At 56.7% G+C, this 24,647-nt stretch carries 28 protein-coding genes and 3 tRNA genes; 12 read left to right on the plus strand and 19 right to left on the minus strand.

All coding sequences use genetic code 11. From position 1 onward, the window contains the following. Nucleotides 1–99 precede the first annotated feature (99 nt). The 4 genes from AC2FD9_RS06230 (at nucleotide 100) to AC2FD9_RS06245 (ending at nucleotide 3,811) form a co-directional block, all read left to right on the plus strand. Nucleotides 100–765, plus strand: coding sequence for an NnrU family protein (locus AC2FD9_RS06230; protein ID WP_496835916.1), 666 nt, complete (start codon nucleotides 100–102; stop codon nucleotides 763–765). 72 nt (nucleotides 766–837) lie between these two features. Continuing rightward, nucleotides 838–1,359: a DUF2478 domain-containing protein gene (locus AC2FD9_RS06235; protein ID WP_108859421.1), complete on the plus strand. Its 522-nt coding sequence runs from the start codon at nucleotides 838–840 to the stop codon at nucleotides 1,357–1,359. A gap of 86 nt (nucleotides 1,360–1,445) precedes the next feature. Continuing rightward, complete coding sequence (locus AC2FD9_RS06240) at nucleotides 1,446–2,693, plus strand: D-arabinono-1,4-lactone oxidase (RefSeq protein WP_496835918.1); 1,248 nt, start codon at nucleotides 1,446–1,448, stop codon at nucleotides 2,691–2,693. After that, nucleotides 2,690–3,811 carry an alanine racemase gene (locus AC2FD9_RS06245; RefSeq protein WP_496835920.1) on the plus strand — a complete coding sequence of 374 codons (1,122 nt, stop codon included), beginning with the start codon at nucleotides 2,690–2,692 and terminating at the stop codon, nucleotides 3,809–3,811. The genes AC2FD9_RS06240 and AC2FD9_RS06245 overlap by 4 nt, the downstream gene beginning before the upstream one ends. Nucleotides 3,812–3,818: 7 nt before the next feature. On the opposite strand, the gene AC2FD9_RS06250 is transcribed toward AC2FD9_RS06245, so the two are convergent. From AC2FD9_RS06250 to AC2FD9_RS06265, 4 genes are all read right to left on the minus strand, one after another. After that, nucleotides 3,819–4,049 carry a hypothetical protein gene (locus AC2FD9_RS06250; RefSeq protein ID WP_496835922.1) on the minus strand — a complete coding sequence of 77 codons (231 nt, stop codon included), beginning with the start codon at nucleotides 4,047–4,049 and terminating at the stop codon, nucleotides 3,819–3,821. A gap of 74 nt (nucleotides 4,050–4,123) precedes the next feature. Continuing rightward, on the minus strand, nucleotides 4,124–4,417 hold the full coding sequence (locus AC2FD9_RS06255) for a hypothetical protein (RefSeq protein ID WP_496835924.1): 294 nt from the start codon (nucleotides 4,415–4,417) through the stop codon (nucleotides 4,124–4,126). Nucleotides 4,418–4,899: 482 nt separating this feature from the next. Then, nucleotides 4,900–5,163 (minus strand): hypothetical protein, encoded by a 264-nt coding sequence (locus AC2FD9_RS06260; RefSeq protein WP_496835926.1) that lies wholly within the window; start codon nucleotides 5,161–5,163, stop codon nucleotides 4,900–4,902. Nucleotides 5,164–5,234: 71 nt separating this feature from the next. Next, a tRNA-Tyr gene (locus AC2FD9_RS06265) sits at nucleotides 5,235–5,318 on the minus strand. Nucleotides 5,319–5,434: 116 nt separating this feature from the next. On the opposite strand from AC2FD9_RS06265, the gene rlmB reads away from it, so the two are divergent. From rlmB to AC2FD9_RS06285, 4 genes are all read left to right on the plus strand, one after another. Further along, the gene (gene rlmB, locus AC2FD9_RS06270; protein WP_496835927.1) at nucleotides 5,435–6,208 is read left to right on the plus strand and encodes a 23S rRNA (guanosine(2251)-2'-O)-methyltransferase RlmB; all 774 of its coding nucleotides are present in this window, start codon (nucleotides 5,435–5,437) and stop codon (nucleotides 6,206–6,208) included. Beyond that, nucleotides 6,189–6,503 carry a hypothetical protein gene (locus AC2FD9_RS06275; protein ID WP_200833257.1) on the plus strand — a complete coding sequence of 105 codons (315 nt, stop codon included), beginning with the start codon at nucleotides 6,189–6,191 and terminating at the stop codon, nucleotides 6,501–6,503. Before rlmB ends, AC2FD9_RS06275 begins: the two co-directional genes overlap by 20 nt. A 104-nt stretch (nucleotides 6,504–6,607) precedes the next feature. Then, a complete protein-coding gene (locus AC2FD9_RS06280; RefSeq protein ID WP_282151636.1) occupies nucleotides 6,608–7,060 on the plus strand; it encodes a YHS domain-containing (seleno)protein in 453 nt (150 codons plus the stop codon). Between the two features lie 198 nt (nucleotides 7,061–7,258). Further along, a complete protein-coding gene (locus AC2FD9_RS06285; RefSeq protein WP_496835929.1) occupies nucleotides 7,259–7,729 on the plus strand; it encodes a CoA-binding protein in 471 nt (156 codons plus the stop codon). Between the two features lie 3 nt (nucleotides 7,730–7,732). Here the strand turns inward: AC2FD9_RS06285 and AC2FD9_RS06290 are convergent, their stop codons facing one another. The 4 genes from AC2FD9_RS06290 to AC2FD9_RS06305 form a co-directional block, all read right to left on the minus strand. Further along, nucleotides 7,733–8,308, minus strand: coding sequence for a hypothetical protein (locus AC2FD9_RS06290; protein ID WP_496835931.1), 576 nt, complete (start codon nucleotides 8,306–8,308; stop codon nucleotides 7,733–7,735). 72 nt (nucleotides 8,309–8,380) lie between these two features. Then, nucleotides 8,381–8,698, minus strand: a complete 318-nt coding sequence (locus tag AC2FD9_RS06295; RefSeq protein WP_496835932.1) for a phosphoribosyl-ATP diphosphatase — start codon at nucleotides 8,696–8,698, stop codon at nucleotides 8,381–8,383. Further along, on the minus strand, nucleotides 8,695–9,456 hold the full coding sequence (gene hisF, locus AC2FD9_RS06300) for an imidazole glycerol phosphate synthase subunit HisF (protein WP_170383233.1): 762 nt from the start codon (nucleotides 9,454–9,456) through the stop codon (nucleotides 8,695–8,697). The genes AC2FD9_RS06295 and hisF overlap by 4 nt, the downstream gene beginning before the upstream one ends. Nucleotides 9,457–9,571: 115 nt before the next feature. Further along, a complete protein-coding gene (locus AC2FD9_RS06305; RefSeq protein WP_496835935.1) occupies nucleotides 9,572–11,794 on the minus strand; it encodes a fused MFS/spermidine synthase in 2,223 nt (740 codons plus the stop codon). Between the two features lie 244 nt (nucleotides 11,795–12,038). Here AC2FD9_RS06305 and AC2FD9_RS06310 point away from each other — a divergent pair, with 244 nt between their 5' ends. Then, a complete protein-coding gene (locus AC2FD9_RS06310; protein ID WP_282119114.1) occupies nucleotides 12,039–12,485 on the plus strand; it encodes a DUF302 domain-containing protein in 447 nt (148 codons plus the stop codon). On the opposite strand, the gene hisA is transcribed toward AC2FD9_RS06310, so the two are convergent. After that, complete coding sequence (gene hisA, locus AC2FD9_RS06315) at nucleotides 12,486–13,205, minus strand: 1-(5-phosphoribosyl)-5-[(5-phosphoribosylamino)methylideneamino]imidazole-4-carboxamide isomerase (RefSeq protein ID WP_282168841.1); 720 nt, start codon at nucleotides 13,203–13,205, stop codon at nucleotides 12,486–12,488. Nucleotides 13,206–13,339: 134 nt separating this feature from the next. On the opposite strand from hisA, the gene AC2FD9_RS06320 reads away from it, so the two are divergent. Continuing rightward, nucleotides 13,340–13,741, plus strand: a complete 402-nt coding sequence (locus AC2FD9_RS06320; protein ID WP_058274317.1) for a DUF2147 domain-containing protein — start codon at nucleotides 13,340–13,342, stop codon at nucleotides 13,739–13,741. A 4-nt stretch (nucleotides 13,742–13,745) separates the two neighbouring features. On the opposite strand, the gene hisH is transcribed toward AC2FD9_RS06320, so the two are convergent. Continuing rightward, the gene (gene hisH / locus AC2FD9_RS06325) at nucleotides 13,746–14,384 is read right to left on the minus strand and encodes an imidazole glycerol phosphate synthase subunit HisH (protein ID WP_496835938.1); all 639 of its coding nucleotides are present in this window, start codon (nucleotides 14,382–14,384) and stop codon (nucleotides 13,746–13,748) included. Beyond that, the gene (hisB, locus tag AC2FD9_RS06330; RefSeq protein WP_496835940.1) at nucleotides 14,385–14,972 is read right to left on the minus strand and encodes an imidazoleglycerol-phosphate dehydratase HisB; all 588 of its coding nucleotides are present in this window, start codon (nucleotides 14,970–14,972) and stop codon (nucleotides 14,385–14,387) included. Between the two features lie 153 nt (nucleotides 14,973–15,125). Here hisB and AC2FD9_RS06335 point away from each other — a divergent pair, with 153 nt between their 5' ends. Next, complete coding sequence (locus AC2FD9_RS06335; RefSeq protein ID WP_058274459.1) at nucleotides 15,126–15,365, plus strand: Lrp/AsnC family transcriptional regulator; 240 nt, start codon at nucleotides 15,126–15,128, stop codon at nucleotides 15,363–15,365. A gap of 1 nt (nucleotide 15,366) precedes the next feature. Here AC2FD9_RS06335 and AC2FD9_RS06340 read toward each other — a convergent pair whose 3' ends face one another. From AC2FD9_RS06340 to AC2FD9_RS06355, 4 genes are all read right to left on the minus strand, one after another. Next, entirely contained in the window at nucleotides 15,367–15,969 is a 603-nt protein-coding gene (locus tag AC2FD9_RS06340; RefSeq protein ID WP_282168839.1) for a hypothetical protein, read from the minus strand. A gap of 55 nt (nucleotides 15,970–16,024) precedes the next feature. Beyond that, nucleotides 16,025–16,891, minus strand: a complete 867-nt coding sequence (locus AC2FD9_RS06345) for a GNAT family N-acetyltransferase (RefSeq protein WP_496835942.1) — start codon at nucleotides 16,889–16,891, stop codon at nucleotides 16,025–16,027. 85 nt (nucleotides 16,892–16,976) lie between these two features. Further along, nucleotides 16,977–17,051: transfer RNA gene (locus tag AC2FD9_RS06350), tRNA-Gly, on the minus strand. Between the two features lie 35 nt (nucleotides 17,052–17,086). After that, nucleotides 17,087–17,161, minus strand: a tRNA-Gly gene (locus AC2FD9_RS06355). A 149-nt stretch (nucleotides 17,162–17,310) separates the two neighbouring features. Here AC2FD9_RS06355 and AC2FD9_RS06360 point away from each other — a divergent pair. Then, on the plus strand, nucleotides 17,311–17,463 hold the full coding sequence (locus AC2FD9_RS06360) for a hypothetical protein (RefSeq protein WP_496835944.1): 153 nt from the start codon (nucleotides 17,311–17,313) through the stop codon (nucleotides 17,461–17,463). A 15-nt stretch (nucleotides 17,464–17,478) separates the two neighbouring features. Here AC2FD9_RS06360 and AC2FD9_RS06365 read toward each other — a convergent pair whose 3' ends face one another. From AC2FD9_RS06365 to AC2FD9_RS06380, 4 genes are all read right to left on the minus strand, one after another. Beyond that, nucleotides 17,479–17,862 (minus strand): MAPEG family protein, encoded by a 384-nt coding sequence (locus AC2FD9_RS06365; protein WP_082637226.1) that lies wholly within the window; start codon nucleotides 17,860–17,862, stop codon nucleotides 17,479–17,481. A 76-nt stretch (nucleotides 17,863–17,938) separates the two neighbouring features. After that, nucleotides 17,939–21,376 (minus strand): pyruvate carboxylase, encoded by a 3,438-nt coding sequence (locus AC2FD9_RS06370; protein ID WP_282168836.1) that lies wholly within the window; start codon nucleotides 21,374–21,376, stop codon nucleotides 17,939–17,941. A 124-nt stretch (nucleotides 21,377–21,500) separates the two neighbouring features. Beyond that, a complete protein-coding gene (locus AC2FD9_RS06375) occupies nucleotides 21,501–22,658 on the minus strand; it encodes an alpha-hydroxy acid oxidase (RefSeq protein ID WP_496695925.1) in 1,158 nt (385 codons plus the stop codon). 39 nt (nucleotides 22,659–22,697) lie between these two features. Further along, nucleotides 22,698–24,482 (minus strand): sensor domain-containing diguanylate cyclase, encoded by a 1,785-nt coding sequence (locus tag AC2FD9_RS06380; RefSeq protein WP_496836073.1) that lies wholly within the window; start codon nucleotides 24,480–24,482, stop codon nucleotides 22,698–22,700. Nucleotides 24,483–24,647: the final 165 nt, after the last annotated feature.

The following is a 24,647-nucleotide window of genomic DNA, read 5'->3' on the forward strand; positions in this document are numbered from 1 at the left end:
GGGGCGGCGCGTCCGCCCCTTTTGCCCTGCACTTGATCTTAGACAAAGACCGGACAGGGTTCGGGACGTAGACCGCGCGTAACACGTTCGGAGAATACGATGACCGGTTGGGCCTTCTTCCTCGCAGCACTGATCACCTTTCTTCTCAGCCATGCCATTCCGGTAAGACCGGCCGTACGCGGTCGGCTTATCGAAACACTGGGGCGCAAGGGATATTTCGCGGCATATTCCGCATTGTCCCTGTTGGTTCTCGCATGGCTAATCGTCGCCGCAGCCCAAGCGCCATATGTTGAAGTCATACCACCGCTTGCCATCTTTCGCTGGGCGCCGCTATTGGTGATGCCAATTGTGTGCTGGCTGGCTGTCGCCGGCATATCGATCCAAAACCCATTCTCTTTTGGCGGGATGGGGCATCGCGTTTTTGACCCCAAAAAACCAGGCATCCTGCGGACCACGCGCCACCCTGTTCTTGCGGCTTTGATGCTGTGGGCGGGGGCGCATCTGCTGGCCAATGGCAGCCTGTCTCACGTGATCCTGTTCGGGCTTTTTGCAGGTTTTGCAGCTTTCGGAATGGTTCTGATCGACCGCCGCAAACAACGCGATATGGGTATGGAATGGACCCGGTTATCCCGCAATACAGCCCGCCTGTCGTTGCGCAGTCCACAGCCGTGGTCGCGCCCTTGGGTCTGGCTGGTTGCAATTGCGATCTTCATGGCGCTGCTTTATCCACACGCGCCTGTGATCGGATTATCGCCGCTGCCATGACCCAAGAGAGTGGTCGCGCAGGTCCTTGCGTGCTATCTGAAATGTCACAAATCTGTACTAAGGGGTCCTTGGATGCATCTGGCCTATGTTACTACCACCGACCGCGGCGCAACCGACCGCCTGTTAAGTGCGGTTGCCGAACACCTGCTCGCCAAAGGCGCGAGCCTTGCGGGGGTGGTGCAAACCAACACCGAATGCGCGGATAGCAGCAAGTGTGACATGGATGTTCGCGTTCTGCCCGAGGGAGAGACCATTCGAATCTCGCAATCCCTTGGTGAGCAGTCGCGCGGTTGCCGTTTGGATCCTGCTGCGTTGGAACAGGCCGTAGGATATGTGACGTCTTCGCTGGCCGATGCGCCCCAATTGCTGATCATCAACAAATTTGGCAAGCATGAGGCTGACGGGCGTGGATTCCGCCCCGTGATTGCCGAAGCTCTGGCGCTGGATGTTCCCGTCCTTGTTGGTGTGAACGGCCTGAACAAAGAAAAATTCGACGCGTTCACTGGTGGTGCTGCCGAACAGATCGCACCTGATCCAGAAAGCATCATTGCATGGTTCGACCGCGTCACTGCGCAACGTGAGGCCGCGGCCTGACAAAGCTCCCGTTGGGTAAGCTTCTGTTTTCCTGACTTGTTTCGTGTCGCATGTGCTGCAATCCTCTCTCTCGGAGGAGACAGTGCATGTGGACCAACTGGGCCGGAAACCAGCGCACGGATACGCCAATAGCGCGCCCGACGTCGATTGCTGAACTGCAAAATGAGATCGCGCGACCCCAAAGCCTGCGGGTCTTGGGTGCGGGGCATTCCTTTACGCCAATCGTGGCCGGTGGTGACCGGATCGTGGACTTGTCTGATTTGGATCTGCCAACGCTTGGTGATGCCCGGCAGGATCGGGTGTGGGTCAACGCCAATGCGCGGTTGCGGGATCTGTCACCGGCGCTGGCGGACAAAGGACTGGCATTTCGAAACCTTGGGGATATCAACACCCAATCGCTGGCGGGTGCGGCGTCGACTGCGACGCATGGGACCGGGCGGGACTTGCCGTGCCTTGCGGCAGAAATCACTGCAGCCCGGATGATCGGAGCAAGTGGAGATATTCTGACCACGGATGATATCCCGCTTGAGATGGTACAGGTCAGTTTGGGGATGCTAGGCGTTCTGACCGAAGCGCAGATTTCGGTCGTGCCAAAATACAACTTACGTCGTCAGGTTCAGCTTGCCTCGGTCGAGGAAAGTCTGGCCACGATGCACCAGAATTGGACGGAGAACCGGAATTTCGAATTCTTCTGCATCCCGTTTACCGGAAAAACTGTCGAGCTACGTCACGCCATCATCGATGCCGCCGAAAGCAAGGCACCGCGCGATTTGGATATGGTCGCTGTAAAAGTACTGAAACTTGCACGCAGCGCGGGGCGGATCAGCGAGGGTTTGCGCCGTGCGATGCTCAAGCTACTGACGCTTGCGCAGTCGGACGAGGATTATGTCGGCGAAAGCTGGCGGGTTTTGTGTAGCGACCGGCATATTCGTTTCAAGGAAATGGAATACCATCTGCCGCCAGATGTGGCTGGGGATGTTCTGCAAGAGGTTCTGACGCGCCTGCATCGCGACCATAAGGATATCTACTTTCCGATCGAGGTGCGCCAGACCGCTGGTGACACGGCCTGTCTGTCTCCGTTTCAGGGCGGGCCACGCATATCAGTCGCCATTCACACAGACGCGGCCGAAGACCATAAACGGTATTTCGAAGCTATTGAGCCGCTATTTGTCGAAGCAGGGGGCCGCCCTCATTGGGGCAAAATGCACAATCTGACTTACAAAGACCTATCCGTGATGTATCCGGATTTTGACCGGTTTTGTGCCATGCGTGAACAGCTTGATCCACAGGGTAAGTTTCTGACCCCCGCGCTTGCTCAGCTGTTTCGACCATGAACGCGGCAGCCCTGAAAGATCTGTCAGATACCTTGCGATCACACGGGGTCGACAAGCCTGTCGTCGTAGTGGACCTGGACTTGTTGGACGCCAATTGTGTTGTCGCGAACAGGGTTGCGGACGCTGGGTTGGCCCGCAGGCTGGTCGCCAAGTCTCTGCCCTGCCTTCCTTTGTTGGATTTCATTCGCGAGCGCATCTCGACCTCTGGCCTGATGACGTTTTCCGAACCGATGTTGCAGGCGCTTTTGACGGCCGAGCCCGATACGGATCATCTGATCGGGAAGCCCTTGCCTGTCAGTACGGCTGCAAGACTACTTAACACCAATCCCGATGCGGCAAGGCGGGTTCAATGGCTGATCGACACCCCAGCTCGGCTTGGCGAATATCTGGCGTTGGCTTCAGATCGCCAGACGTCACTGCGTTTGTCTTTGGAGCTGGATATCGGCCTGCACCGTGGCGGGTTAAATTCTCAGAATGTCGCAGAACTTGCCCAACAAATAATGGCGCACCCATACGGGCAGCTTGCCGGGGTCATGGGGTACGAGGCGCATTTGGCGAAACTGCCCGGCATTCCGCGCAACCGCGCGGTGCGGGCCAGTGCAGATGCGTTCAACACAGCCGTCGCCGCTTTGCCGCGTGACGAGGATGGGTTGTGTCTGAACACAGGCGGCAGCCTGACCTTTCAATCCTACCTTGCCGAGGGTTCTGCGAATGAGGTGGCATTCGGCTCGGTCCTGGTAAAGCCCGGCGATTTTGACCACGCCACGACGCAGGCGTTTGACCCAGCCGCGTTCATTGCGACACCAGTTCTAAAAGTAATGCCGGGAAACGCATTGCCGGGTCTGGAGTTCTTGCCGCGACAAAAAACGGATATTGCGATCTTTGGCGGCCACTTCCTTGCCCAGCCGGTTTTCCCAGCAGCGTTTGGCTACTCAGCGGTCTTTGGCCGTTCAAGCAATCAGGAAGTGTGGACAGGTCCACGTTCGGCAGAGGTATCGCCGGGCGACATCGCACTGCTGCGCCCTGATCAAAGCGAGGCTGTGCTGAATCAGTTCGGCACCATTCTGGCCGTCCGAGGCAGGCAGGTGGTTAGTGAATGGCCATGCCTGCCTAACTAGGCGTCGGTTAATCTGCAAACACGGCTTCGGCGGCGCGGCGCGCCTCGGGGTCGCGTTTGATTTCTTGGTTGTAAGGAAGCTCGGCCAGTTCGGGCACCGACTGACGCAAGATCGCCGCGTTCATCTCTCCGTTCCGGCGTAGGGCAGGAGTAGTGCCCATATTGCGCGAGATCAGATATCTGTCATTGAACGGATTGAGCGTAAAGTGACGCGGCATCCCGTTCAGCCAGGCACCCATTGTGTTTGGAAGGATGTTCTCAAGAAATGATAGGTCAAACGCGTTGCGGTGCGTTTCCGGTGGCAGTGTGTCAGCTAAGTCATCACCTCACGTTGCCAATGGACAGCGGGTGGAATGCCATCATGCGCCCTTAAGCGCAGGTGCCGCACCAGATCTGGAAATCGAAACGCATCCTGCCCTTTCCACTGATTTGCACGGTTCATGTCCTTGACACTTCCACGCACCGAAATCTCGGCATCACGCAGGAATTCGTGTGCCGCCAGTTCACGATACCCCATGGTCGACGTATGTCCGCCCGTTCGAAGTCCGAACAACTTTTCCTCGAGGCTCAGTTCATCCGACGGGCCGTGTTCTTCAGCCAGCTTCATGCTATCTATCCGTTCGGGCTCAAAAACCAAGCTTCTGTCCAATTTTCTGGGCAAGCAGACAATCCAGCGATGACAGATAGTTAATCCGGTGCGTATAAAACGCACTGACATGTTCAAGGTGCTCCTTGGCGACGCGACCAGTGCCCGGCTGTCATACCCACCGGTAATCGGAATGGCGGACCGGAAAGATCGCGCAAGTGCACCAGCTGTCGCCCTGAGACGTGTCACTATTTCTGATGCAACAGTGTCAATATCTGCATCTGCGGTAAACGGCGCGTCCGATTGGGGCCAATGGCGATATTGCTGATACCGGTCCAGGGTCAGCGAATGACTTGGTCGGGCCAGCCGAAGATCGCGGTCAGCAGTGAAGCTTAAAGAAAAGTTAGTTGCCCCCGACATGACGTCCTCGACCCGGATATAGCGACCTGGCTCAATGGGTCGGTCCAGCGCCAAGAAAAGGTGATGAGCCGATTAGGCCCGTCTTAGGGTAATAGAAAAAGGACAATTCCAGTGTAGGATCGAAGTATAGCCTTTGTTCCCGCCCGAGCCTGCTGAATATGACAAAAGCGCTCGGCCAGGTTTTTAAGCCAGTCTTCCAAATCGCGCCAAGTCGGACTGGCACCAAGATCGACCAGTGTATCGCCTGCTATGACCGTTCCGGTGTCGACCGCGATCCCCAGAATCAACAGCTGTAGGCCAGCGTCGGCGCAATCGCGTAGCGTTCTGCCAAGGTCAACAATTTGCAACAGAGCCTCGCAATCGAAGGCCAGTGCAAACGAAAATGCTTGGATCGAGGGATCTCTATGTGATTGGAAAGTGGTGGGCGACCCTGGAATCGAACCAGGCGTGCGTCTCCGCGAGGGAGTTACAGTCCCCTGCCACACCTTGCGGCCTGTCGCCCACTGTCAGGCGTTGCACCTGACGTGGAGGCGTGATTACTAGCGCCTTGAAGAAGCGTCAACAGGAAAATTTGGCTTTGACGCAGGAAACCGAATTCCCGGCCCGGAGGCCCAAGAAATGAAGAAACCCAAGTGGGTCGTTGAAAAGGAACAGGCGCGCAAAGCTGCGGCGTCTGAAACCGTTTGGCTGTTCGGTTTGCATGCCGTTCGGGATGCTTTGATGAACCTGAACCGGCAGAAACTGAAACTGATTGTGACGCGGAACGCACGGGATAAACTGGCAGAAGCGATTGAATTTGCAGGGATTGAGGCCGAAATGGTCGATCCGCGAAAATTCACCGCGCCCATTGATCCCGGTTCAGTCCATCAGGGGGCTGCACTTGAGGTCAAGCCGCTGGATTGGGGCGGGCTGGCTGAAAATTGCATTGGGCGTGAGCATCCCAGGGTCATTTTATTGGACCGTGTTACCGACCCGCACAATGTTGGGGCGATTCTTCGCTCGGCCGAAGTGCTTGGAGCCAGTGCCGTGATCGGTACGCGGCACCATTCGGCGCCGGAGACGGGCGCGCTGGCCAAAACCGCGAGTGGAGCACTGGAGCGTCAGCCCTATCTGCGCGTGCGCAATCTGGCGGATACTATTGTCGAGCTGCAGAACATGGGCTTTCAGGTATTGGGTCTGGACGGTGAGGCCGAACAAACCATCGAGACGGCGTTGGGCGGCAAACTGGACCAACCTGTCGCGTTGGTGCTGGGGGCCGAAGGACCCGGCCTGCGGCAAAAGACCAAGGAAACTGTCAATCAACTGGTGAAAATCGACGCAGCCGGTGGGTTTGGTTCTCTTAACGTCTCAAATGCTGCCGCAATTGCCTTATATGCTTCAAGGCATCGATAGACAGGAGAGAGCCATTACCAGCCCGACCAAAATCGCTACTTGCTGTTACTGCGGAACGCGCGCTGCGTTGGTTCTGAAAGGGAAGCAACGCCACGAACTCAGCTGCTCTAGCTGTGGGGCCCCTTTGCATGACCTCAAGATGGTTCCCAAGCGCAAGCTGAGCAATGACAAGCCAAAGCGCGACAGCTACAAAACCGCTACCGCGTACAAGTCCAAAAAGAAAAAGAAGAAAAAGGGGATTTTTGCGCGCGTCATTGATGAAGCATGGGATGTGGTCGAGGATATCTTTGACTGACGCGGGATAAAGCAACACGAGCGTTCACAACCGCGTTAATAGGGGTGTTTCGCGCGACAAAAGATTGCATTTTGATACCCTGAATTTGTAATCCTGAGCATGTGATGCCAATCAAACGTTTCATACTTGGCGCGATAGCCGCCGTTGCCCTTCTTTCTGCCGCCCAAGCACAGGACATGCCCGTCTTCTATGAGGCGGACGGTGCCGTCATGGCCGGCTACGACCCTGTCTCATATTTTCTTGAGGAAACGCCGGTCCGCGGATTGCCAGAATATTCTGTGATCTGGAAAGGGGCCGAGTGGCATTTCGCCTCGGCCGAGAATCGCGATCTGTTTGAAAGCAATCCTCGCGCCTTTTCCCCTCAGTTCGGGGGCTACTGCGCCTATGCCATGGCGCAAGGTATCTTAAAAAGCACCGATCCGATGCTTTGGGACATGGTGGAAGGCCGGCTGTACCTGACCCACTCGCCTGAGATTGAGCAGCTCTGGCGTGGAGATCGTGCAGAATACATTCACATGGCCGAGGAAAACTGGCCTGTGGTGCTGTATCAAGACTAGGCGAATTTCCGCCTTCTTTGGGCTGTCATCACAAAAATGCGACGCCCCTCTTTTTTTCTCTGAACTTATGCCTAAATGTCACAGTGACCGCGGAACGGAACTGCCGCGGGTCATTTCACTGTCCCTCGTTCCAACAACTGGCGCTCAGGTTTGACCTGAGCGCTTTTTTCTTTGCTGCGCCAAGTCTAGGGTGCCCGCATGCCGAATTACACAGACCCATTCCTGAAAGACATCCTGCGTCGCACCAAGGTGATTGCTGTCGTGGGCGTTTCGATGAACCCGGTGCGGCCCAGCTATTATGTCGCGCGGTATCTTTCACTTAAGGGATACACGGTGATCCCTGTGAACCCAGGTCATGCCGGGAAGTTACTTTTTGGCCAGACCGTTCGCGCGTCATTGTCTGAGATTACTCAGCCGGTCGAAATGGTTGACATCTTTCGCCGTTCCGAAGCTGTTCCGTCAATAGTCGACGAAGCACTGTCTTCTTTTCCCAACCTATGCACGATTTGGATGCAGATCGGCGTTGAACACCCCGAAGCCGCAGCCAAAGCACAGGCGCGCGGCGTGGATGTGGTGATGAATCGTTGCCCTAAAATCGAATATCAGCGCCTGTTCGGCGAGCTGCGCATGGGTGGATTCGCGACCGGAGTGATTTCTTCCAGACTGTGAAGGTTAGCCTCCGACATACGGCAGCAATTCCCCGTATTGTTCCTGGCGGCGCTTTTCCAGAACAACGCTTCGGGGCACCCACTCATACTTGGTGTCTTCCACCAAGGGCGACCAGAACAGAACACCGCCGTACCGCCATGGGTCCAGCACCACGCCTTCGTACATCGTCTCGCCCTTGCGGCTGATGATGGCTGTGCTGTGGTCGATTCTGAACTGGTTGTCCGCATTTGCTATCGCACGGTGCAAGTCCAGCGTCCGGAAGTTCTCTTGCTTCAGTCGACGTTCGATATCCTCGGCCCAATGCCAGCACAGCCCACGCGGGCGTAGACCCTTGTTGACCTTGGCATTGTGGATCAGCGGAGGGTCAGTAATTTCGTATTCCTGAACCAGCTGCGCAGTATAGGAATAGGCGATGCGGGCTGCGCGGTCAGCTTCTTCGGGGTCGATGTCGGGACCAAGGCTGCGGATTTCCGTTGCCAGTCGTTGAACTTCATCACCTGTCGAGCGCGGCGGTGCCGAACACGCGGTAATCATCACAAGCGAAAGCAAAGCCATTACACTGGCCAGAGCCCTGGTCATTCCCGCGTTCCTCGGTCGGTCCCACACTGATCCCTGACTATACAGGGCTGGGCGGCAGGACGGAACCCGCGCTTAGGTCTTTGGGCGTGATGCCTTTTCCGCGATTCCGCTTGTGCCCTGGCGTCGGGCCAACTCGGTCAAAACGTCATCCAGCGCCACGTCCCGCGCGGCCAGCATGACCAACAGGTGATAGAGGACATCCGCAGCCTCGGCGGTCAGCTTGTCCTTGTCGCCTTTGACGGCTTCGATGATGGCCTCAACAGCCTCTTCCCCGAACTTCTCGGCACATTTCTCTGGCCCATTGGCCAGCAGTTTTGCGGTCCAGCTAGAGTCGGGCTCGGCACCTTTGCGGGTCTCAATTGTCGCGGCCAGATCGTGCAGAATGTTCATGTCAGCCTCATGGGGATGCCAGCCGCAGCCATGTGTTCTTTGGCCTCGCGGATGGTGTATTCGCCGAAATGGAAGATCGAGGCCGCCAGCACGGCACTGGCCCCGCCTTCTGTCACACCTTCGACCAGATGATCCAGGTTGCCTACGCCGCCAGAAGCAATCACCGGCACGTCCACCGCGTCCGAGATCGCGCGGGTCAGCGGCAGATTGAAGCCTGCCTTGGTGCCGTCGCGGTCCATTGAGGTCAAAAGGATTTCGCCAGCCCCTTTGGCGACAACGGTTTTGGCGAACTCAACTGCGTCGATGCCGGTCGGTTTGCGACCCCCATGGGTGAAAATCTCCCATTTGCCCGGGCTGACGGTTTTGGCGTCGATGGCGCAGACAATACACTGGCTACCGAATTGATCCGCAGCTTCGGCGATGACATCGGGGTTGGCGACCGCGGCCGAGTTGAAGCTGACCTTGTCGGCACCAGCCAACAGCAGCGCCCGAACGTCGTCTTTGGTACGAACGCCTCCGCCAACCGTTAGCGGAACAAAGCATTGTTCTGCCGTGCGCTGAACCACATCGAACATGGTGCCACGATTTTCATGGGTGGCATGAATGTCCAAAAAACAGATCTCATCCGCGCCTGCTGCGTCATAGGCTTTGGCCGACTCTACAGGATCGCCCGCGTCACGCAGGCCAACGAAATTGACACCTTTGACAACACGGCCATCGGCGACATCCAGGCAGGGAATGATACGGGTTTTCAGCATACCGGCGTCCTTTGTTGGCGCACCTGTATCGGCAAAACCCCGCCTTTTCCAGTACCGTTAGGGCGCGTTGCGGAAAATGGCGGGGTCAATCATTGGCTAAGATCTTGCGCCGGTTCTATTGCTTGTTGTCCTTTAGCAATTTGAGCGCAGACAGAAGATTGGCCTTGTCGTCCGTCCACGGCTCACCTCCATCCGAAACCACGGCCTTCCATTTTCCGCTCTCGACAAAACTGTCGATCTTAGACTGGTCTTGGCTGGCAATCATCACATGGGATTCGTGCGCGCCAAGTTCATTGCTGTCCGGCTCGATCTGATGAAACTGACTGGCGGTATGAAGCCCAAGCTTGCCTGCAATGCGCGCTAGCGGGTCAACCAAGTCGTAGTAGCGATTGGTGATGTGGAAAACCAGAATCCCGTCATCAACCAGTCGATCCATGTACATCCGCACCGCTTCTTCAGTTGTCAGATGCAGGGGGATTGCGTCAGAGCTGTAGGCGTCCAGAACGAGTACATCGAAGGTATAGTCTGTCTGCGCCAGGACGATACGAGCGTCACCAAGATGCGTTGGCGAGTTTGGTGCACATTCCGAGATGTAGGTGAAAAGGGATGGGTCGCGCGCCACTTGATCCACCATGGCGTCGATTTCAAAGAAGGCCCATTCCTGCGATGGAAGTTTGTAGCAGGCCAGGGCCCCAACTCCGAGGCCGATAATGCCAATGCTGTCGGCGTCACGCCCGAAATCGGATGTTATGACCTGAGCGATCGGACCGTTGGGGTAGAAGTATGACTTCGGCGTTGGTTTTTCGCCAAATTCTGATTCCAATTGCAAACCGTGCAGAGTGGTCCCGTTTTGATAAATTCTCAGGCCCGCTTCCGAGTACACCCTATGGGTTCCAAAGAAGCTCCGATCCTGAAGTAGCGAACCCTTATGTGGCCAAAGGACCGGCAGCATCAGCGCCGCGATGATGGCGACGATACGTGCAGGTTGACTGCGAAACAGGATCAATGCACCCAGCAGCATTGCGGTTGCGACAAGTGCACTCAGAGGCCCGTCTGCAATAAGGTCAACTCCATCGATCATGCCGAACAGAAGAAGGATCGGGTAGCTGACTATCAGACCGATCGCCAGGTTTCTGGGCGTAACTGTTCCTTTTCCTATCAAGAGCAATCCGCTGGCCAAGAACAGTGTCAGCTGCGCCTCGACTTCTTGGGCAAATGCCAAAGGGGCAAGGATTGAATTGAACAATCCACCGAATGCGCCGCCTACCGACAGCGCGATGTAGAACACTGTAAGCTGTTCTGCTGGCGGCCTCATTTCGTAAAGCAACCTGTGCGCATACAGGGCGATTACGAACAGTACGGGGACGTACAACAAAAAGACGATTGGGCCCGAATGGTGGCCGATTTTGTTGGACAGCAAGACTACACCTGTCGCCAGTGCCAAAATCATTGGAACGTGTAGAGATTTCGCGCTTAGTCTTTTCAATTTCGCAAAGGCGAAAATGAAGGAAAGAAGGTAAGTTGCCAGAGGCACAACCCAGATAAGCGGGATTGACCCCAGATCTGTGCTGGCTTTCGTGGTAAATGACAGCATCAGAGATGAAGGTACAAAGGCGATCACAATCCAGGTTGCAATCTGCTTCATTCTTGGGGTGCTCTTCGCGATATCAGCTGCGATCGGCGCAATGACGCTGCTCGATCCGCGCAGCGCAATAAGGCCACTTATCGCCATTAACCCACCGAAGATGACAAACCCGATGGACCAAATGTTACTGGTCGCACTGGCACCCAGAAGGGGGTCTGCCAGCAAAGGAAAAGCCAAAAGAGCCAGCAGGGAACCGACGTTACTTGCGCTGTATAGGAAATAGGGGTCGTCTGCCGAAGGCCCACCGGACCGTGAATACCACGCCTGAAGCAATGGCGCATTGGCAGAAAGAACCGCAAATGGCAGGCCGACACCCAGGGCAAACAACTTAAGGGTTTGCAGCGCGGTCGAGCTGGATGCGTCATAACTCCAGCCGTCGCTTATTGTGAGGGGCAGGTATGTCAGTGCAGCCGCCCAAAGTGCCAGGTGAGTCACAAGCTGCCAGCGCAAGGGGATCCATTTCGTCAACACATGGGCGTAAATGTAGCCAACGATCAGAACCACCTGAAAGAACAGCATAGCGGTCGTCCAAACCGCAGGAGCGCCACCAATTTGCGGCAAGACCAGCTTGGCAAACAGGGGCTGAACAAAAAACAATAGAGAAGCGCTGACAAAAACTGTGGTGCAAAAGCTGAATATGATCGCAATTCTGAACCAAGAATTGTTCGAATATTCTGTGCTGGTAATACTCACGGTGGAATTCCCTGCTCGAGTTCTTTTGCGAACTGCTACAGGCGAATTAAGACGAAGTTTGGGCCAAGCTGGGTAAAATATCTGTCAGAATGGGTTATTGTTCTCGAATACGGGACGGTCTGCGCGGGTTTCAAAGTTGCGAGGGGTCGGGTGCGTGGCAAGGCTTCGCCGATGCCGGAGATGTGATTGCAAGTTCGCGAAAAGCTGAGACAATTTGGATGAAATTTACAGAAGGAAACCCGATATGCGAAATCTGATATTGGCAACAATTTTGACTTTTGGAGGGGCGATGTCTGCCATGGCTGACGACATCATCAAAGTAAACACGAACAAATCGGTGCAAGAGGCGTTGGACGCGCTAGAAGCTGCCGTTGGCAATGCGGGCGCGACCGTCTTTGCACGCGTCGATCATGCAGCTGGTGCGGAAAAGGTCGGTCTGACCATCCCCGCCAATCAGGTTCTGATCTTTGGCAACCCGGCACTGGGTACGCCCGCGATGCAGATTGATCCACGTGCCGGGCTTTTCCTGCCGCTCAAAGTGCAGGCATACGAAGACGAGACCGGGCAGGTCTGGCTGGCCTATGAGGACCCGAAAGAGACGATGGATGAGCTCGACGAAGTCGAGAAATCACCTGTCATCGAAAAGATGCGCGGTGCGCTTGCAAAACTGACTTCGGTTGCGGCCGAGTGATCAGCTTAAGGCGCGAATGGCCTCGGAAAGGTCAATCGCGCCATCATAAAGCGCCCGGCCCGAGATCGCGCCGTCCAATGCCACGCCACAATCACGCAGGGCGATCAGATCATCCAGCGAACTGACCCCACCCGAGGCGATGACCGGGATTGACACCGCACGGGCCAAATCTGCCGTTGCCTGGATGTTCGGCCCCTGCATCGCCCCGTCGCGATTAATGTCGGTATAGATGATGGCCGCAACGCCTGCGTCCTCGAAACTGCGGGCCAGATCGGTGACCTTCACGTTGGTCTCTTCGGCCCAGCCCTTGGTGGCCACCATGCCGTCGCGCGCATCGATGCCGACAGCAACTTTGCCCGGAAACTCCTTGGCAGCTTCACGCACCAGATCGGGGTTTTCGACCGCCACGGTGCCCAGAATCACGCGCGCCAGACCTTTGTCGATCCATGTCTCAATCGTGGACATGTCGCGAATGCCACCGCCCAACTGCGCGGGCACGTTGCATTCTCTCAGGATCGCTTCAACCGGGGCGGCGTTGACCGGCTCACCCGCGAAAGCGCCGTTCAGATCGACGAGGTGAAGCCATTCACAGCCTGCCTCGACAAAAGCACGGGCCTGTGCCGCCGGGTTTTCGTTGAACACCGTTGCCTTATCCATTTCACCACGCAGCAGGCGTACGGCCTGTCCGTCTTTGAGGTCGATGGCGGGGTAGAGGATCATGTCAGGCGGCCCTATATCTGATTTGTTCGCGCGGGATATCGCACATGCGGGGCAGGGGATGCAACGCGACGCCAAGTCAATCTTGCCGGAATTGCCCAGCCGGGCCAGACTGAGCAGAAATAAGGGAGGAAATCATGAAAACATTCACACTTGCAGCCGGGTTTGCGGTATTGGCCAGCGCTGCTTTTGCGGCCGATCCGGTTGACGGTCTTTGGAAGACTCAGCCCGGGGATACCGGTGGGTATCTACACGTTTCGATTTCGGAATGCGGCAGCGCGATTTGTGGCACCATCGACACCGCCTTTGACAAAGACGGTAATGAGCAGCTGGCGTATGAAAACCTCGGCAAGCAGATCATCTGGGATATGGTGCCCGATGGCGGCGGCAGCTATAGCGGCGGCAAGATCTGGGCCCCGGACCGGGACAAGACCTACAGCTCGAAAATGACGCTGGACAGCCAGAACAAGCTGACCGTCAAAGGCTGTGCTGTGGGCGGTCTCGTGTGTCGCGGGCAGGACTGGACGCGGGTTCAGTAAACGCTCAGGGCGTCCAGGTCAGGAAGTTCCCGATCATCCGCAGGCCCACATCCTGACTTTTCTCAGGGTGAAACTGCATCCCAACCATTGTGTCGCGGCCGATCACGGCCGTGACCTCCTGCCCATAATCCACAAAGGCCAGACGCTGCGCCGGATCGGTGACACGGAAATGGTAGGAGTGCACGAAATAGGCGTGATCGCCTGATTGCACCCCGGCAAAGACCGGGTGCTCGCTTTCCAGAACCAGATCGTTCCAGCCCATATGCGGTACTTTCAGCGCACTATCTGACGGCTCGATCCTCACCACATCACCTGCAATCCAGCCAAGACCGTCGGTCTCGCGATATTCGTGACCCTTGGAGGCCATCAATTGCATGCCGACGCAGATGCCCAGAAAGGGGCGGCCTTTCTGTTCGACGGCCTCGACCATCGCGTCGTAGATGCCTTTGTGCCCGCGCAGCTCATTCGCGCAGGCGGGAAAAGCTCCGTCACCGGGTAGAACCAGCCGGTCCGCGCGGGCAACCACCTCCGCGTCCGAGGTTACGACAACTTCACCCGCGTCCATCTCGCACGCCATGCGCTGAAACGCCTTTTCGGCTGAGTGCAGATTGCCACTTTCGTAGTCGATAATGGCCGTCAGCATCTACAACGCGCCCTTCGTGGACGGAATTGCGTCCGCCTTGCGCGGATCGGTTTCGACCGCCAAACGCAACGCACGCGCGACGGACTTAAACGCGGCCTCGGCGATGTGGTGGCTGTTGAAGCCGTGCAATTGGTCAATATGCAACGTGATGCCGCCATGGGTGCTGAGCGCCTGAAAGAACTCGCGCACCAATTCGGTGTCAAAGTTGCCGATCTTGGGTGTCGGCAGGTCCACGTTCCAGATCAGAAATGGACGCGCGGACAAGTCCAGAGCGCAGCGTACTTGCGCGTCATCCATGGGCAGGTGGCACTCGCCATAGCGTCGGATACCCTTCTTGTCGCCCAAGGCCTGTGTCAGCGCCTGACCCAGTGCAATACCGGTATCTTCGACAGTGTGGTGGTCGTCGATGTGGTAATCACCCTTGGCGCGGATCGTCATGTCGATCAGCGAATGGCGCGCAAGTTGGTCCAGCATGTGATCGAAGAACCCAACACCGGTTTGGTTGTCATAGGTGCCGGTTCCGTCAAGATTGACCTCGACCGAAATCTCGGTCTCGGCGGTTTGACGGCTGATCTTTGCGCTGCGCATGGGCGAATTCCTTTTGCTACAGGCGCGCTTATAGACGGGGATTGGTCGGCTTATCCAGACCAAGCGTTGCTTTCACTACAATCTGTTGCAGGGGATTGCGCCTGGTGACGTGCCATGCCAGCCTGCCGGAAACTCAATCAACAGGTCCAAAACATGTCCACCTGCGTTTTCATTCAGATCCGCTGCACACCCGGCACCACCTATAAGGTCGCCGAAGAGATCGCGCTGCGCGAGATTCACTCCGAGCTTTACTCGACCAGCGGCGAATATGACCTGCTACTCAAGCTCTACATCCCTGAAACCGACGATGTCGGTCATTTCATCAATGAAAACCTGCTTGTGATCCCGAATATCGAGCGTTCGCTGACCACTATGACCTTCAAGGCGTTCTGAGTCAGGCCGAAGCGTCGGACACGGAACCTTGTGGCGCGGCACATGCCAAAATCGCGCCATTGCGCGCCTGCTGATCAGTTGTTCCTGCCCGGAGCAACTGATGCACACCGAACAATACCATCAGCGGAATGCCAAGCGAGACCAGATAGTTTTCTCCGGCCAATTGCGACCAAACCACACCGAAAGCGCAGACAATCAGCAAAACGGCAGAGTGCGTGTTTCTCTGTTTTGTCCCATTGGTCTGATAGTTCAGGAATCCGTTCGTTCTGAACAAGGTCAAAACGACACCCGTCAAGAAAACGCTCATAATAACGAGGGTCGCGATGTTCCGGGTCAAAATCGTCGCCGTGTCGCGATAGCCAAGCAAGATCAGGCATTCGATCAGTGGCGTGATCGCCACCATGAAGAGATTGATACCAAGTAAAATGGGCTGTGGACGCAGCGTTTTCCTGACATAGGTAACGCAAACCGAGGCGGCCAGAACCGTGCCGATCCACCCGGCCAATCGCATATCATCCGTGGCCCGAAACAAAAGCATGAAAACCACGCCCGGCAGATTCTCAAACATCTCAAGCAGCAATCGCTTTTGGGTATCGCTGGGCATTCTATAGATTTCCTTTTTGTAAATGCGCTTTTGGAATGTCGAGTGTGGGGTAAATTTACCCCAGTTCGAATGTTGTGATGCCGTAAATCCGGTCCAGATCAATATTTGGTGCGTGGCTGGAATACATGCGACCTGTTTCGAAGACTTTGGTCAAACCCAACTGTTGCGCCATTGCCATAGCATGCGCGTTGGGGTTGGGCATGTCGATGAAGACCTCCGCATCCATCTGATCGGCGGGAAGTGTAGCCAGCAGTGACATTAAAAGGGCTTGTGCGATCTCGGGATTGTTCGCAAATAGGGGGCCGACCTTGTACCCGCTCAAACATCGCCGCAGGGTTGCATAGCCCTTGATCTGACCATCTTCTTCGAACACGCGAGAGACGTGGCTGGGCGCACCGAGCCAGGCGTGAAGGAATGTGTCGCGCGGGGCAGGGAACAGGCCCCGATCATACGACCTCAGATCATCTGACAGGGCGCTGAGGGGTGTGATCTGATCGTGAAGGGACCGGCCCAGTTGATCTAGGATTTTACCCACCGTGCCCGAGAAGCGGTAATTGTCATAGGCCAGCTCGAACCCGAATTTTCGATAATTGTCCTGCTGTTCGACGACACCGTCCATGCCCATGTTCCGGTGCTGGCAATGCACCTTGACCGCCTCGGCAACCTGCAGCCCATATCCCGATCCGCGATACTCGGGTTGCACGATATAAAACCCTAAAAACGAGTAGTTATTGTCATAATTCACAGCAGAGGCCGATGCGATCATCTGCCCATCCAGGAAACCGCCCTTAAACCCTTCGGGGTCGGAACCGCGAAAGCAGACCGCGTCGTGTAACCCCGGGTTCCAGCCTTCCCGGCCAGCCCAATCGACGGCCGTTTGTACTTCGTCTTCAGTCAAAGCGCGAATAACGTATTCTGGCATCAGCGCACCTCTGTTGTGATTGCGTGCCATTCGAGAATGCCGCAACACCAGACAAAGAACCAGCATGTTCAGAGAGGTTTGTATCTGGAGCGGGCGAGGCGATTCGAACGCCCGACCCTAACCTTGGCAAGGTTATGCTCTACCCCTGAGCTACGCCCGCATCAGATACATATTTTCGACCATTCGGTCTCTCAATGGAGCGGGCGAGGCGATTCGAACGCCCGACCCTAACCTTGGCAAGGTTATGCTCTACCCCTGAGCTACGCCCGCGCCGTTGAGTGAGGAGGGGTGTATTAATTCCCAAGCAGGGCTTCAAGCGGAAAAAACAAAAAAGAGGAAAATTCTTTGCGACGGAAACGCGCCTCTTAACCGTTCAAGAACCAGAGCATCCAAGAATAAGAACGGTGGAGGTGACGAAAATGACGTATACTAAGGATCTGAAGATGGCGGCCCTGGCGGCGATGATTTTGCTGGCTACGGCGGTGTCTGGCAAAGGCGAGAATCGAATGGGCGATGTCGTATCAATTTTTACGGAATCCCCTCGAATCGAAACGCAGATTTTGGCGGGGTAATCCCCGCCATCCGGTTCACAGCGCCATCAAAAGGCTGGCTATGGCTGCTACCACAATCACGGCGAAGGTCAGCAACATGCCGATCTGGCGCAGAATCACGATCTGCGGTTTGCGGCCGAACCCATAGGCATGCAGCACGCGCCCGGCCAGAATGCCAAGGCCCAACAGATTGACCAGCCAGCCACCGGCGCCCTGCAACTCGACCATGGCGATCAGCAACAGGGCAAACGGTGCATATTCGGCAAAGTTGGAATGCGTGCGCATCACTTTGAGCATGTCGGTGTTGCCACCATCGCCGTAAGAAATCTTGTCGCCGCGGCGCTGCATGATGACCCGCACACTGAGCGCGACATAGAGAAGTGCCAGCAATGCGGCATAGACTGGGGTGATGGACAGCATGGTCTGCTCCTTTCAGGATCAAAAAAGGGCCGCCCGGTTCCCCGAACGGCCCTTGTTCCCGAAAAGGTTAGGTCGTTTATTCCAGTTCGACCAGTAGGTCCTTTGCGTCAATCTGGCTGCCCGGCTGAACGTGCACGGCCTTGACCGTCGCATCACGCTCGGCGTGGATGCCGGTTTCCATCTTCATCGCTTCGATGGTCAGCAGCATGTCGCCTTCCTTGACCTCCTGACCCGCAGTCACGGCGACGGTGGCCACCACACCTGGCATCGGCGCGCCGATGTGGTTGGGGTTGCCTGCCTCGGCTTTAGGACGGGACTGCGTGGTTGAGGTCACCAGTCGGTTTGGAACCCGGATCACGCGCGGTTGGCCGTTGAGTTCAAAGAACACTTTGACCTCGCCCTTTTCATCGGTCTCACCGATGGCCTGACAGCGGATTTCCAGCGTTTTGCCGGGATCGATCTCGGCCGTGATCTCTTCGCCGGGTTCCATGCCATAGAAGAAAGTACGCGTGGGAAGTGTGCGTACAGGTCCGTAAGCCCGGTGACGCCCCATGTAGTCCAGGAACACCTTTGGATACATCAGATAGCCGTTCAGATCCTCGTCATCGACCTCTTTGCCTTCCAAAAGTTGGGACAGCTCGGCGCGTGTGCCTTCAAGGTCAACCGGTGGGACATCCTTGCCCGGGCGATCTGTGTTGGGTGTTTCATCCTTGAGGACCTTCGTTACGATAGTGTCGGGGAACCCGCCCGGAGGTTGACCCAAATTGCCGCGCATCATGTCGACCACCGAGTCGGGGAAGGCCACATCGGTATTCGGGTCTTCGACCTGTTCACGGGTCATGTTCTGGCTGACCATCATCAGCGCCATGTCACCGACCACTTTCGACGAAGGTGTAACTTTCACGATGTCGCCGAACATTTGGTTTACGTCCGCGTACATCTGAGCCACTTCGTGCCAACGCTCCTCAAGTCCCAGAGACCGCGCCTGCGCCTTGAGGTTGGTGAACTGACCGCCGGGCATCTCGTGTAAGTAAACTTCAGAAGCCGGGGCCTGCAGGCTGGATTCAAAGGCCGCATATTGCTCCCGAACCGCCTCGAAATAATCGCTGATCTCACGGATGGCCTTGATGTCCAACCCGGTGTCGCGCTCGGTATGGCGCAGTGCTTCGACCACGGTGCCCAGCGTCGCCTGCGAAGTGTTGCCCGAGAAGCTGTCCATCGCGCAATCCACCGCGTCCACGCCCGCCTCGGATGCAGCGAGAATGGTGGCGCTGGCGATACCGGCAGTATCGTGTGTGTGGAAGTGGATTGGCAGGCCGACCTCTTCCTTCAGCGCACGGATCAGGATTTTGGCCGAGGCCGGTTTCAAAAGACCCGCCATATCCTTCAGACCCAGAACGTGTGCACCTGCATCGCGCAGTTCTTTCGCCATGCCGACATAGTATTTCAGGTCATACTTGGCGCGGTCCGGGTCCAGAATATCACCGGTGTAACAGACGGTGCCCTCACAGATTTTGCCGTTCTCAACCACGGCGTCCATGGCCACGCGCATATTCTCGACCCAGTTTAACGAGTCGAACACACGGAACACGTCGATGTTCTGCGATGCTTGACGCACGAACTCCTGCACAACGTTGTCAGGGTAATTGGTGTAGCCGACCCCGTTCGCGCCGCGCAGCAGCATCTGGGTCATCAAGTTCGGCATCGCCTCGCGCAGGTCGCGCAGGCGCTGCCACGGGCATTCCTGCAAGAAACGATAGGCCACGTCAAAGGTCGCGCCCCCCCAGCACTCGATCGAGAATAGCTGGGGCAAGTTGGCTGCATAGGTTGGTGCCACTTTGATCATGTCGATCGAACGCATCCGGGTCGCCAGCAGAGACTGATGCCCGTCACGCATGGTTGTATCGGTGATCAGAAGCTGGCGCTGCGCCTTCATCCAATCAGCAACGGCTTGCGGGCCTTTTTGTTCCAGCAGGTTGCGGGCGCCCATCTGCGGCTCGGAGTTCGGTGCCGGGGGCTTTGCGTCTTTCAGATCAGCGCGAGGTTCGGGGCGGTCCTTGGTCTCGGGATGCCCGTTCACCGTGATGTCGGCGATGTAGGTCAGAACCTTGGTGCCCCGGTCGCGGCGGCGTTTAAAGGAGAACAGATCCGGCGTCGTGTCGATGAATTTGGTCGTATATTCATTCGACAAGAAAGTCGGGTGTTTGAGCAGGTTGATGACAAAGTCGATATTGGTGCTGACGCCGCGAATTCGGAATTCACGCAAAGCGCGGTCCATCCGGGCAATCGCAGCCTCGGGTGTCGGCGCCTTGGCAGTCACTTTGGTCAACAGCGAGTCGTAATAGCGCGTGATCACACCCCCCGCATAAGCGGTGCCGCCATCCAGACGAATGCCCATGCCAGTGGCCGAGCGATAGGCAGTGATACGACCGTAGTCGGGAATGAAGTTGTTTTGCGGGTCCTCGGTGGTGATCCGGGTTTGCAGCGCGTGGCCGGTCAGGTGCACATCCGACTGGCTGTTTGCGCCGGTGGCCTCGGCCAGAGTTTTGCCTTCGGCGATCAGGATTTGCGCCTGAACGATGTCGATACCGGTGACTTCTTCGGTGACGGTGTGTTCCACCTGAACACGTGGGTTCACTTCGATGAAGTAGAACTTGCCGGTTTCCATATCCATAAGGAATTCAACAGTGCCGGCGCATTCATAATTCACATGGGCGCAGATTTTGCGGCCCAGTTCGCAGATCTCGGCACGCTGCTCTTCGGACAGATACGGGGCAGGGGCGCGCTCGACCACCTTCTGGTTCCGTCTCTGGACCGAGCAGTCGCGTTCATACAGGTGATAGATCTCACCATGCTTGTCGCCCAGAATCTGCACCTCGACATGGCGGGCGCGGATGATCATCTTTTCCAGATAACCCTCGCCATTGCCGAACGCGGCCTCGGCCTCGCGACGGCCTTCCAGAACCATCTCTTCCAGTTCATCCTCGGATAGGATCGGGCGCATACCGCGCCCGCCACCGCCCCACGACGCCTTGAGCATCAGGGGATAACCGATTTCTTTTGCCTCGGCCCGGATCGCATCCATGTCATCGCCCAGAACCTCAGTCGCCGGAATCACAGGCACACCCGCCGCGACGGCCACGCGGCGCGCACTGGCCTTGTCACCCAAGGCGCGCATGGTTTCCGCCTTCGGGCCAATAAAGGTGATGCCGTTCTGCACGCAGGCATCGACAAAGTCCGGGTTCTCAGACAGCAGGCCATAGCCGGGATGGATCGCATCTGCCCCACATTCTTTAGCGACGCGGATGATCTCATCGATGCTCAGGTAGGCCGCAACAGGCCCCATCCCTTCGCCAATGCGATAGGCTTCGTCCGCTTTGAACCGATGCAAGCCCAGCTTGTCCTCTTCGGCAAAGACGGCAACGGTGCGTTTGCCCATCTCATTGGCGGCGCGCATAACGCGAATAGCAATCTCGCCTCGGTTGGCGATCAGGATCTTGGTGAATTCAGTCATGTCGAGTCCCGGTCCTACTTGTTTGGCCGTGTTGATAGGCGGACAATACGCGCACGTATATCAGTCGTTCTGGGTAGAACCGGCATGTTAACGCTCGCAAACGCCCCCTATTAGCGCTATTTATCTAATAACGCTGCACCGCAGCATCGGCAAGCGGCACGACTGGGGGCAGGTGATTCAGCGACACAGCCCCCATTTGACCCATATTCGCGTGCATATCCTGCCGCAAAATGTCGATGACATGGGCAGGGCCTTTGGCGCCGAGGGCGGCCAGCCCATACATGAAGCCACGGCCCAGCATCACAAAATCGGCCCCAAGGGCCTTGGCACGCAAGATGTCCAGACCACCTTCGATACCACTGTCGAAGATCAGGGGCAGGTCTGTGGCCGCGCGGATTGCAGGCAAGGCGTCGATTCCTGCGGGGGCACCATCGAATTGTCGTCCGCCGTGATTCGATATCCAGATGGCGTCGACGCCAGCCCGCTGCAATGGCTCGGCATCTTCAGGGCGCTGCACGCCTTTCACGATCAGCGGGCCATCCCAGGCATCGCGCAGCCAGTGAACATAGTCCATGTCCGGAGACGTGCGGAGCAGATACCCAACATGGGCCGTCGGGGGCAAGTTGCTGGAGTTGTCCGTATACTTGTCCAGTGTCCGCATCCGCGGCGGCCCGCTGCGCGCTATTCCAAGCGCCCATTCCGGCCGCATCGCGATTTGGGCTAGCAGGCGCGGCGTCAATCTTGGTGGATTGGTCAGGCCCGAGCGTGTCTGCCGTTCGCGTCGGGATGCAACCGGAACGTCTGCGGTCATCACAAGCGTCGTAAAGCCAGCATCCCGGACCCGATTCAGAAGATCCTTACGAATGTCCGGGTCCTTTGGCGGATAAAGCTGAAACCACGCGTTGTCACCCAGATGCGGCGCGACGTCCTCGGGGCTTTGGCAGGCAACGTTGGATAGGGTAAAAGGCAGACCGGCGCTTGCGGCAGCGCGGGCAAGATGAGCTTCGGCATCAGGCCAAATCAGGCCGGCCATACCGATCGGGGCAACGCCGAACGGTAATGGGTAGGTCTGACCCAGGAACTCGGTCGAAGTGTCAAATTCCAATGGTCCGTGCAGGATAGACGGCAGGAAACCGACGCGGTCCAATCCCTCGCGATTGCGGCGCAGCGTGGCTTCAACCCCGGTTCCGCTGTCCAGATACTCCCAGACAAAGTGAGGAATCCTGCGCTGGGCGCGGTGTTTCAGATCGGCGATGCCGGGAAAGCGACTATGAAGGTCCATGGGGATTGATCGGACCAAAGGCGCGATTCGGCAAGGATTTTAAGCCGTTGATTTCCCACCAATGGCTTTTACCGGCTTTTTGAGCTGGGAAATCTGCTGTGAGTCACTTCCGCTGCCGGCGACCTGCACTTGATTGCGACCTTTGTCCTTTGCCGCATACAACGCATCATCGGCAGCGCGCATCAGATCCTGCGGCATGGTGCCATGTGCCGGATAATGCGAAACCCCAACCGAGATCGTGATACGGGGCAGGGATTTCTCACCGTAGCGCACCGAGACGGCCTCGACCGCTTGCCGCAATTGTTCGGCGCGGGTGACTGCGTCGTCTGATGTATTGTCGGGCAGGATCAGCATAAATTCTTCACCACCAATGCGGCAGGCAACTTCATCCCGGTCGCAGCCCTGTTCCAAAGCGGCACCAACTGCACGCAACACCATGTCACCGGCATCATGCCCATGGGTGTCGTTGAATTTCTTGAAATGATCGACATCCACGGCAATCAGGCTGAGCGGCGCTCCGGTTTGCTGACTGCGATTGATGGATTTGCGCAGGGTTTCAAGCATATGCCGCCGGTTGAACAGCCCGGTCAACGGGTCCCGGACGGACTGGTCATGCAACTGATCGCGCATCCGTACATTGGCAATCGCCATGCTGATCTGTTCGGCGCTGAGCTGTGCCAGCTTTTTACTCGTGTGAAACGCCTCATCTGTACCCTCAAGGGCGCGGAGGTGCAGAAGGCCGACCGTTTCCCCATGCGCCAGTATCGGAAAGCAGAAATAAGGTCGCCCGTCATGTGGTTCGGCGTGTTCACAGACAAAGTCGATCTCGGACGCGCCGTATTCATAGGTTCGGCCACGCCGAAGCCCCCAACACCCTTCGGGATGGATGTGCGCCTTATGGGTCCCGCCATTCCAACTGGCACAGCCATCCAGGACGTCGCGCGAGTTGGAATACACGTAAACGCTGCCCTCAGCCCCGGGTAGGATATGGGTCATGAAGCGCGAGACCATATCGAACAGCTCGTCCAAGGACCGGCTGGATTGCAACCACTCGTTCAATTCGCCTAACAATCGTACTTCGCGGGCCAGGCGCAGCTGATCTTCCATCAGATCACGCTCTTTGGCGGATTGTTTTTGCAGGGCCCGCAATTGCAAGCGGTTCGCCCGGTAGCTGGCAAAGGACACGGCAACAAGCGCAAGCAGGGCGATGCCACTTAGAACGGTCAAAGAAATCCTAAGCCGCGTGATGAACGTGGTGCGCAAGTCGGAGATATCAGTAAAGAATTCAATGGCGCCTATAAAACGCCCATTCTTGGTCACGGGCATAAAAACTTCGGCAACATGGTGCTGCGTTGTGTTCAGGATATTGTCCGTATGCAGATCAAGCCCGTCGATCTCGGACAGTGGAACTACTTCCTGAATGTAGTGAATCATTCCTCTGGCAACGTCGCTGCGAAAGAAATCACGGTTTTCAACACTGCCTACCTCTGTCGGACGAGTCGACCAGGTGACACGCCCATTCGAGTCAAGCAATTTGAAGCGGTAAACATCAGAAGCTTCGGGCATCGCGGCCAGAAATTCGGCGTCATGCGCATCAATCACGCCGGTCTTAAGCGCGCTCTCGGGGTCCTCCAGATGCAAGACGACGCGGCGCTTCCACAGTTCGGCTTGCTTGAGAATGTCGACCTTTAGCATCCTGTCGACCAGCGGCGCAGACAATTTGTAAATTCCCCAGCCGCATCCAATTGTCAGAGAAATCAGCAACATGCTGATACCGATCCATTTCAGCCGGTGATTTACGCCCCCCCGATTGTCCTGAGTCATACCTTCGCGCTCCCACAGCAATTTACTGATCATCGCGGCGGGTGTTTTACAGATGGTTAATGAAACCGTTCTCAGTCCAAGTCGCTTGATTAGAATTGATCGTAACAGAGCATCAAAAACTGTGCGAACAAGGCGTGAACAAACCCTTTCCCTCGGCCAACATCC

Source organism: Ruegeria sp. YTSC230 (assembly GCF_059609665.1).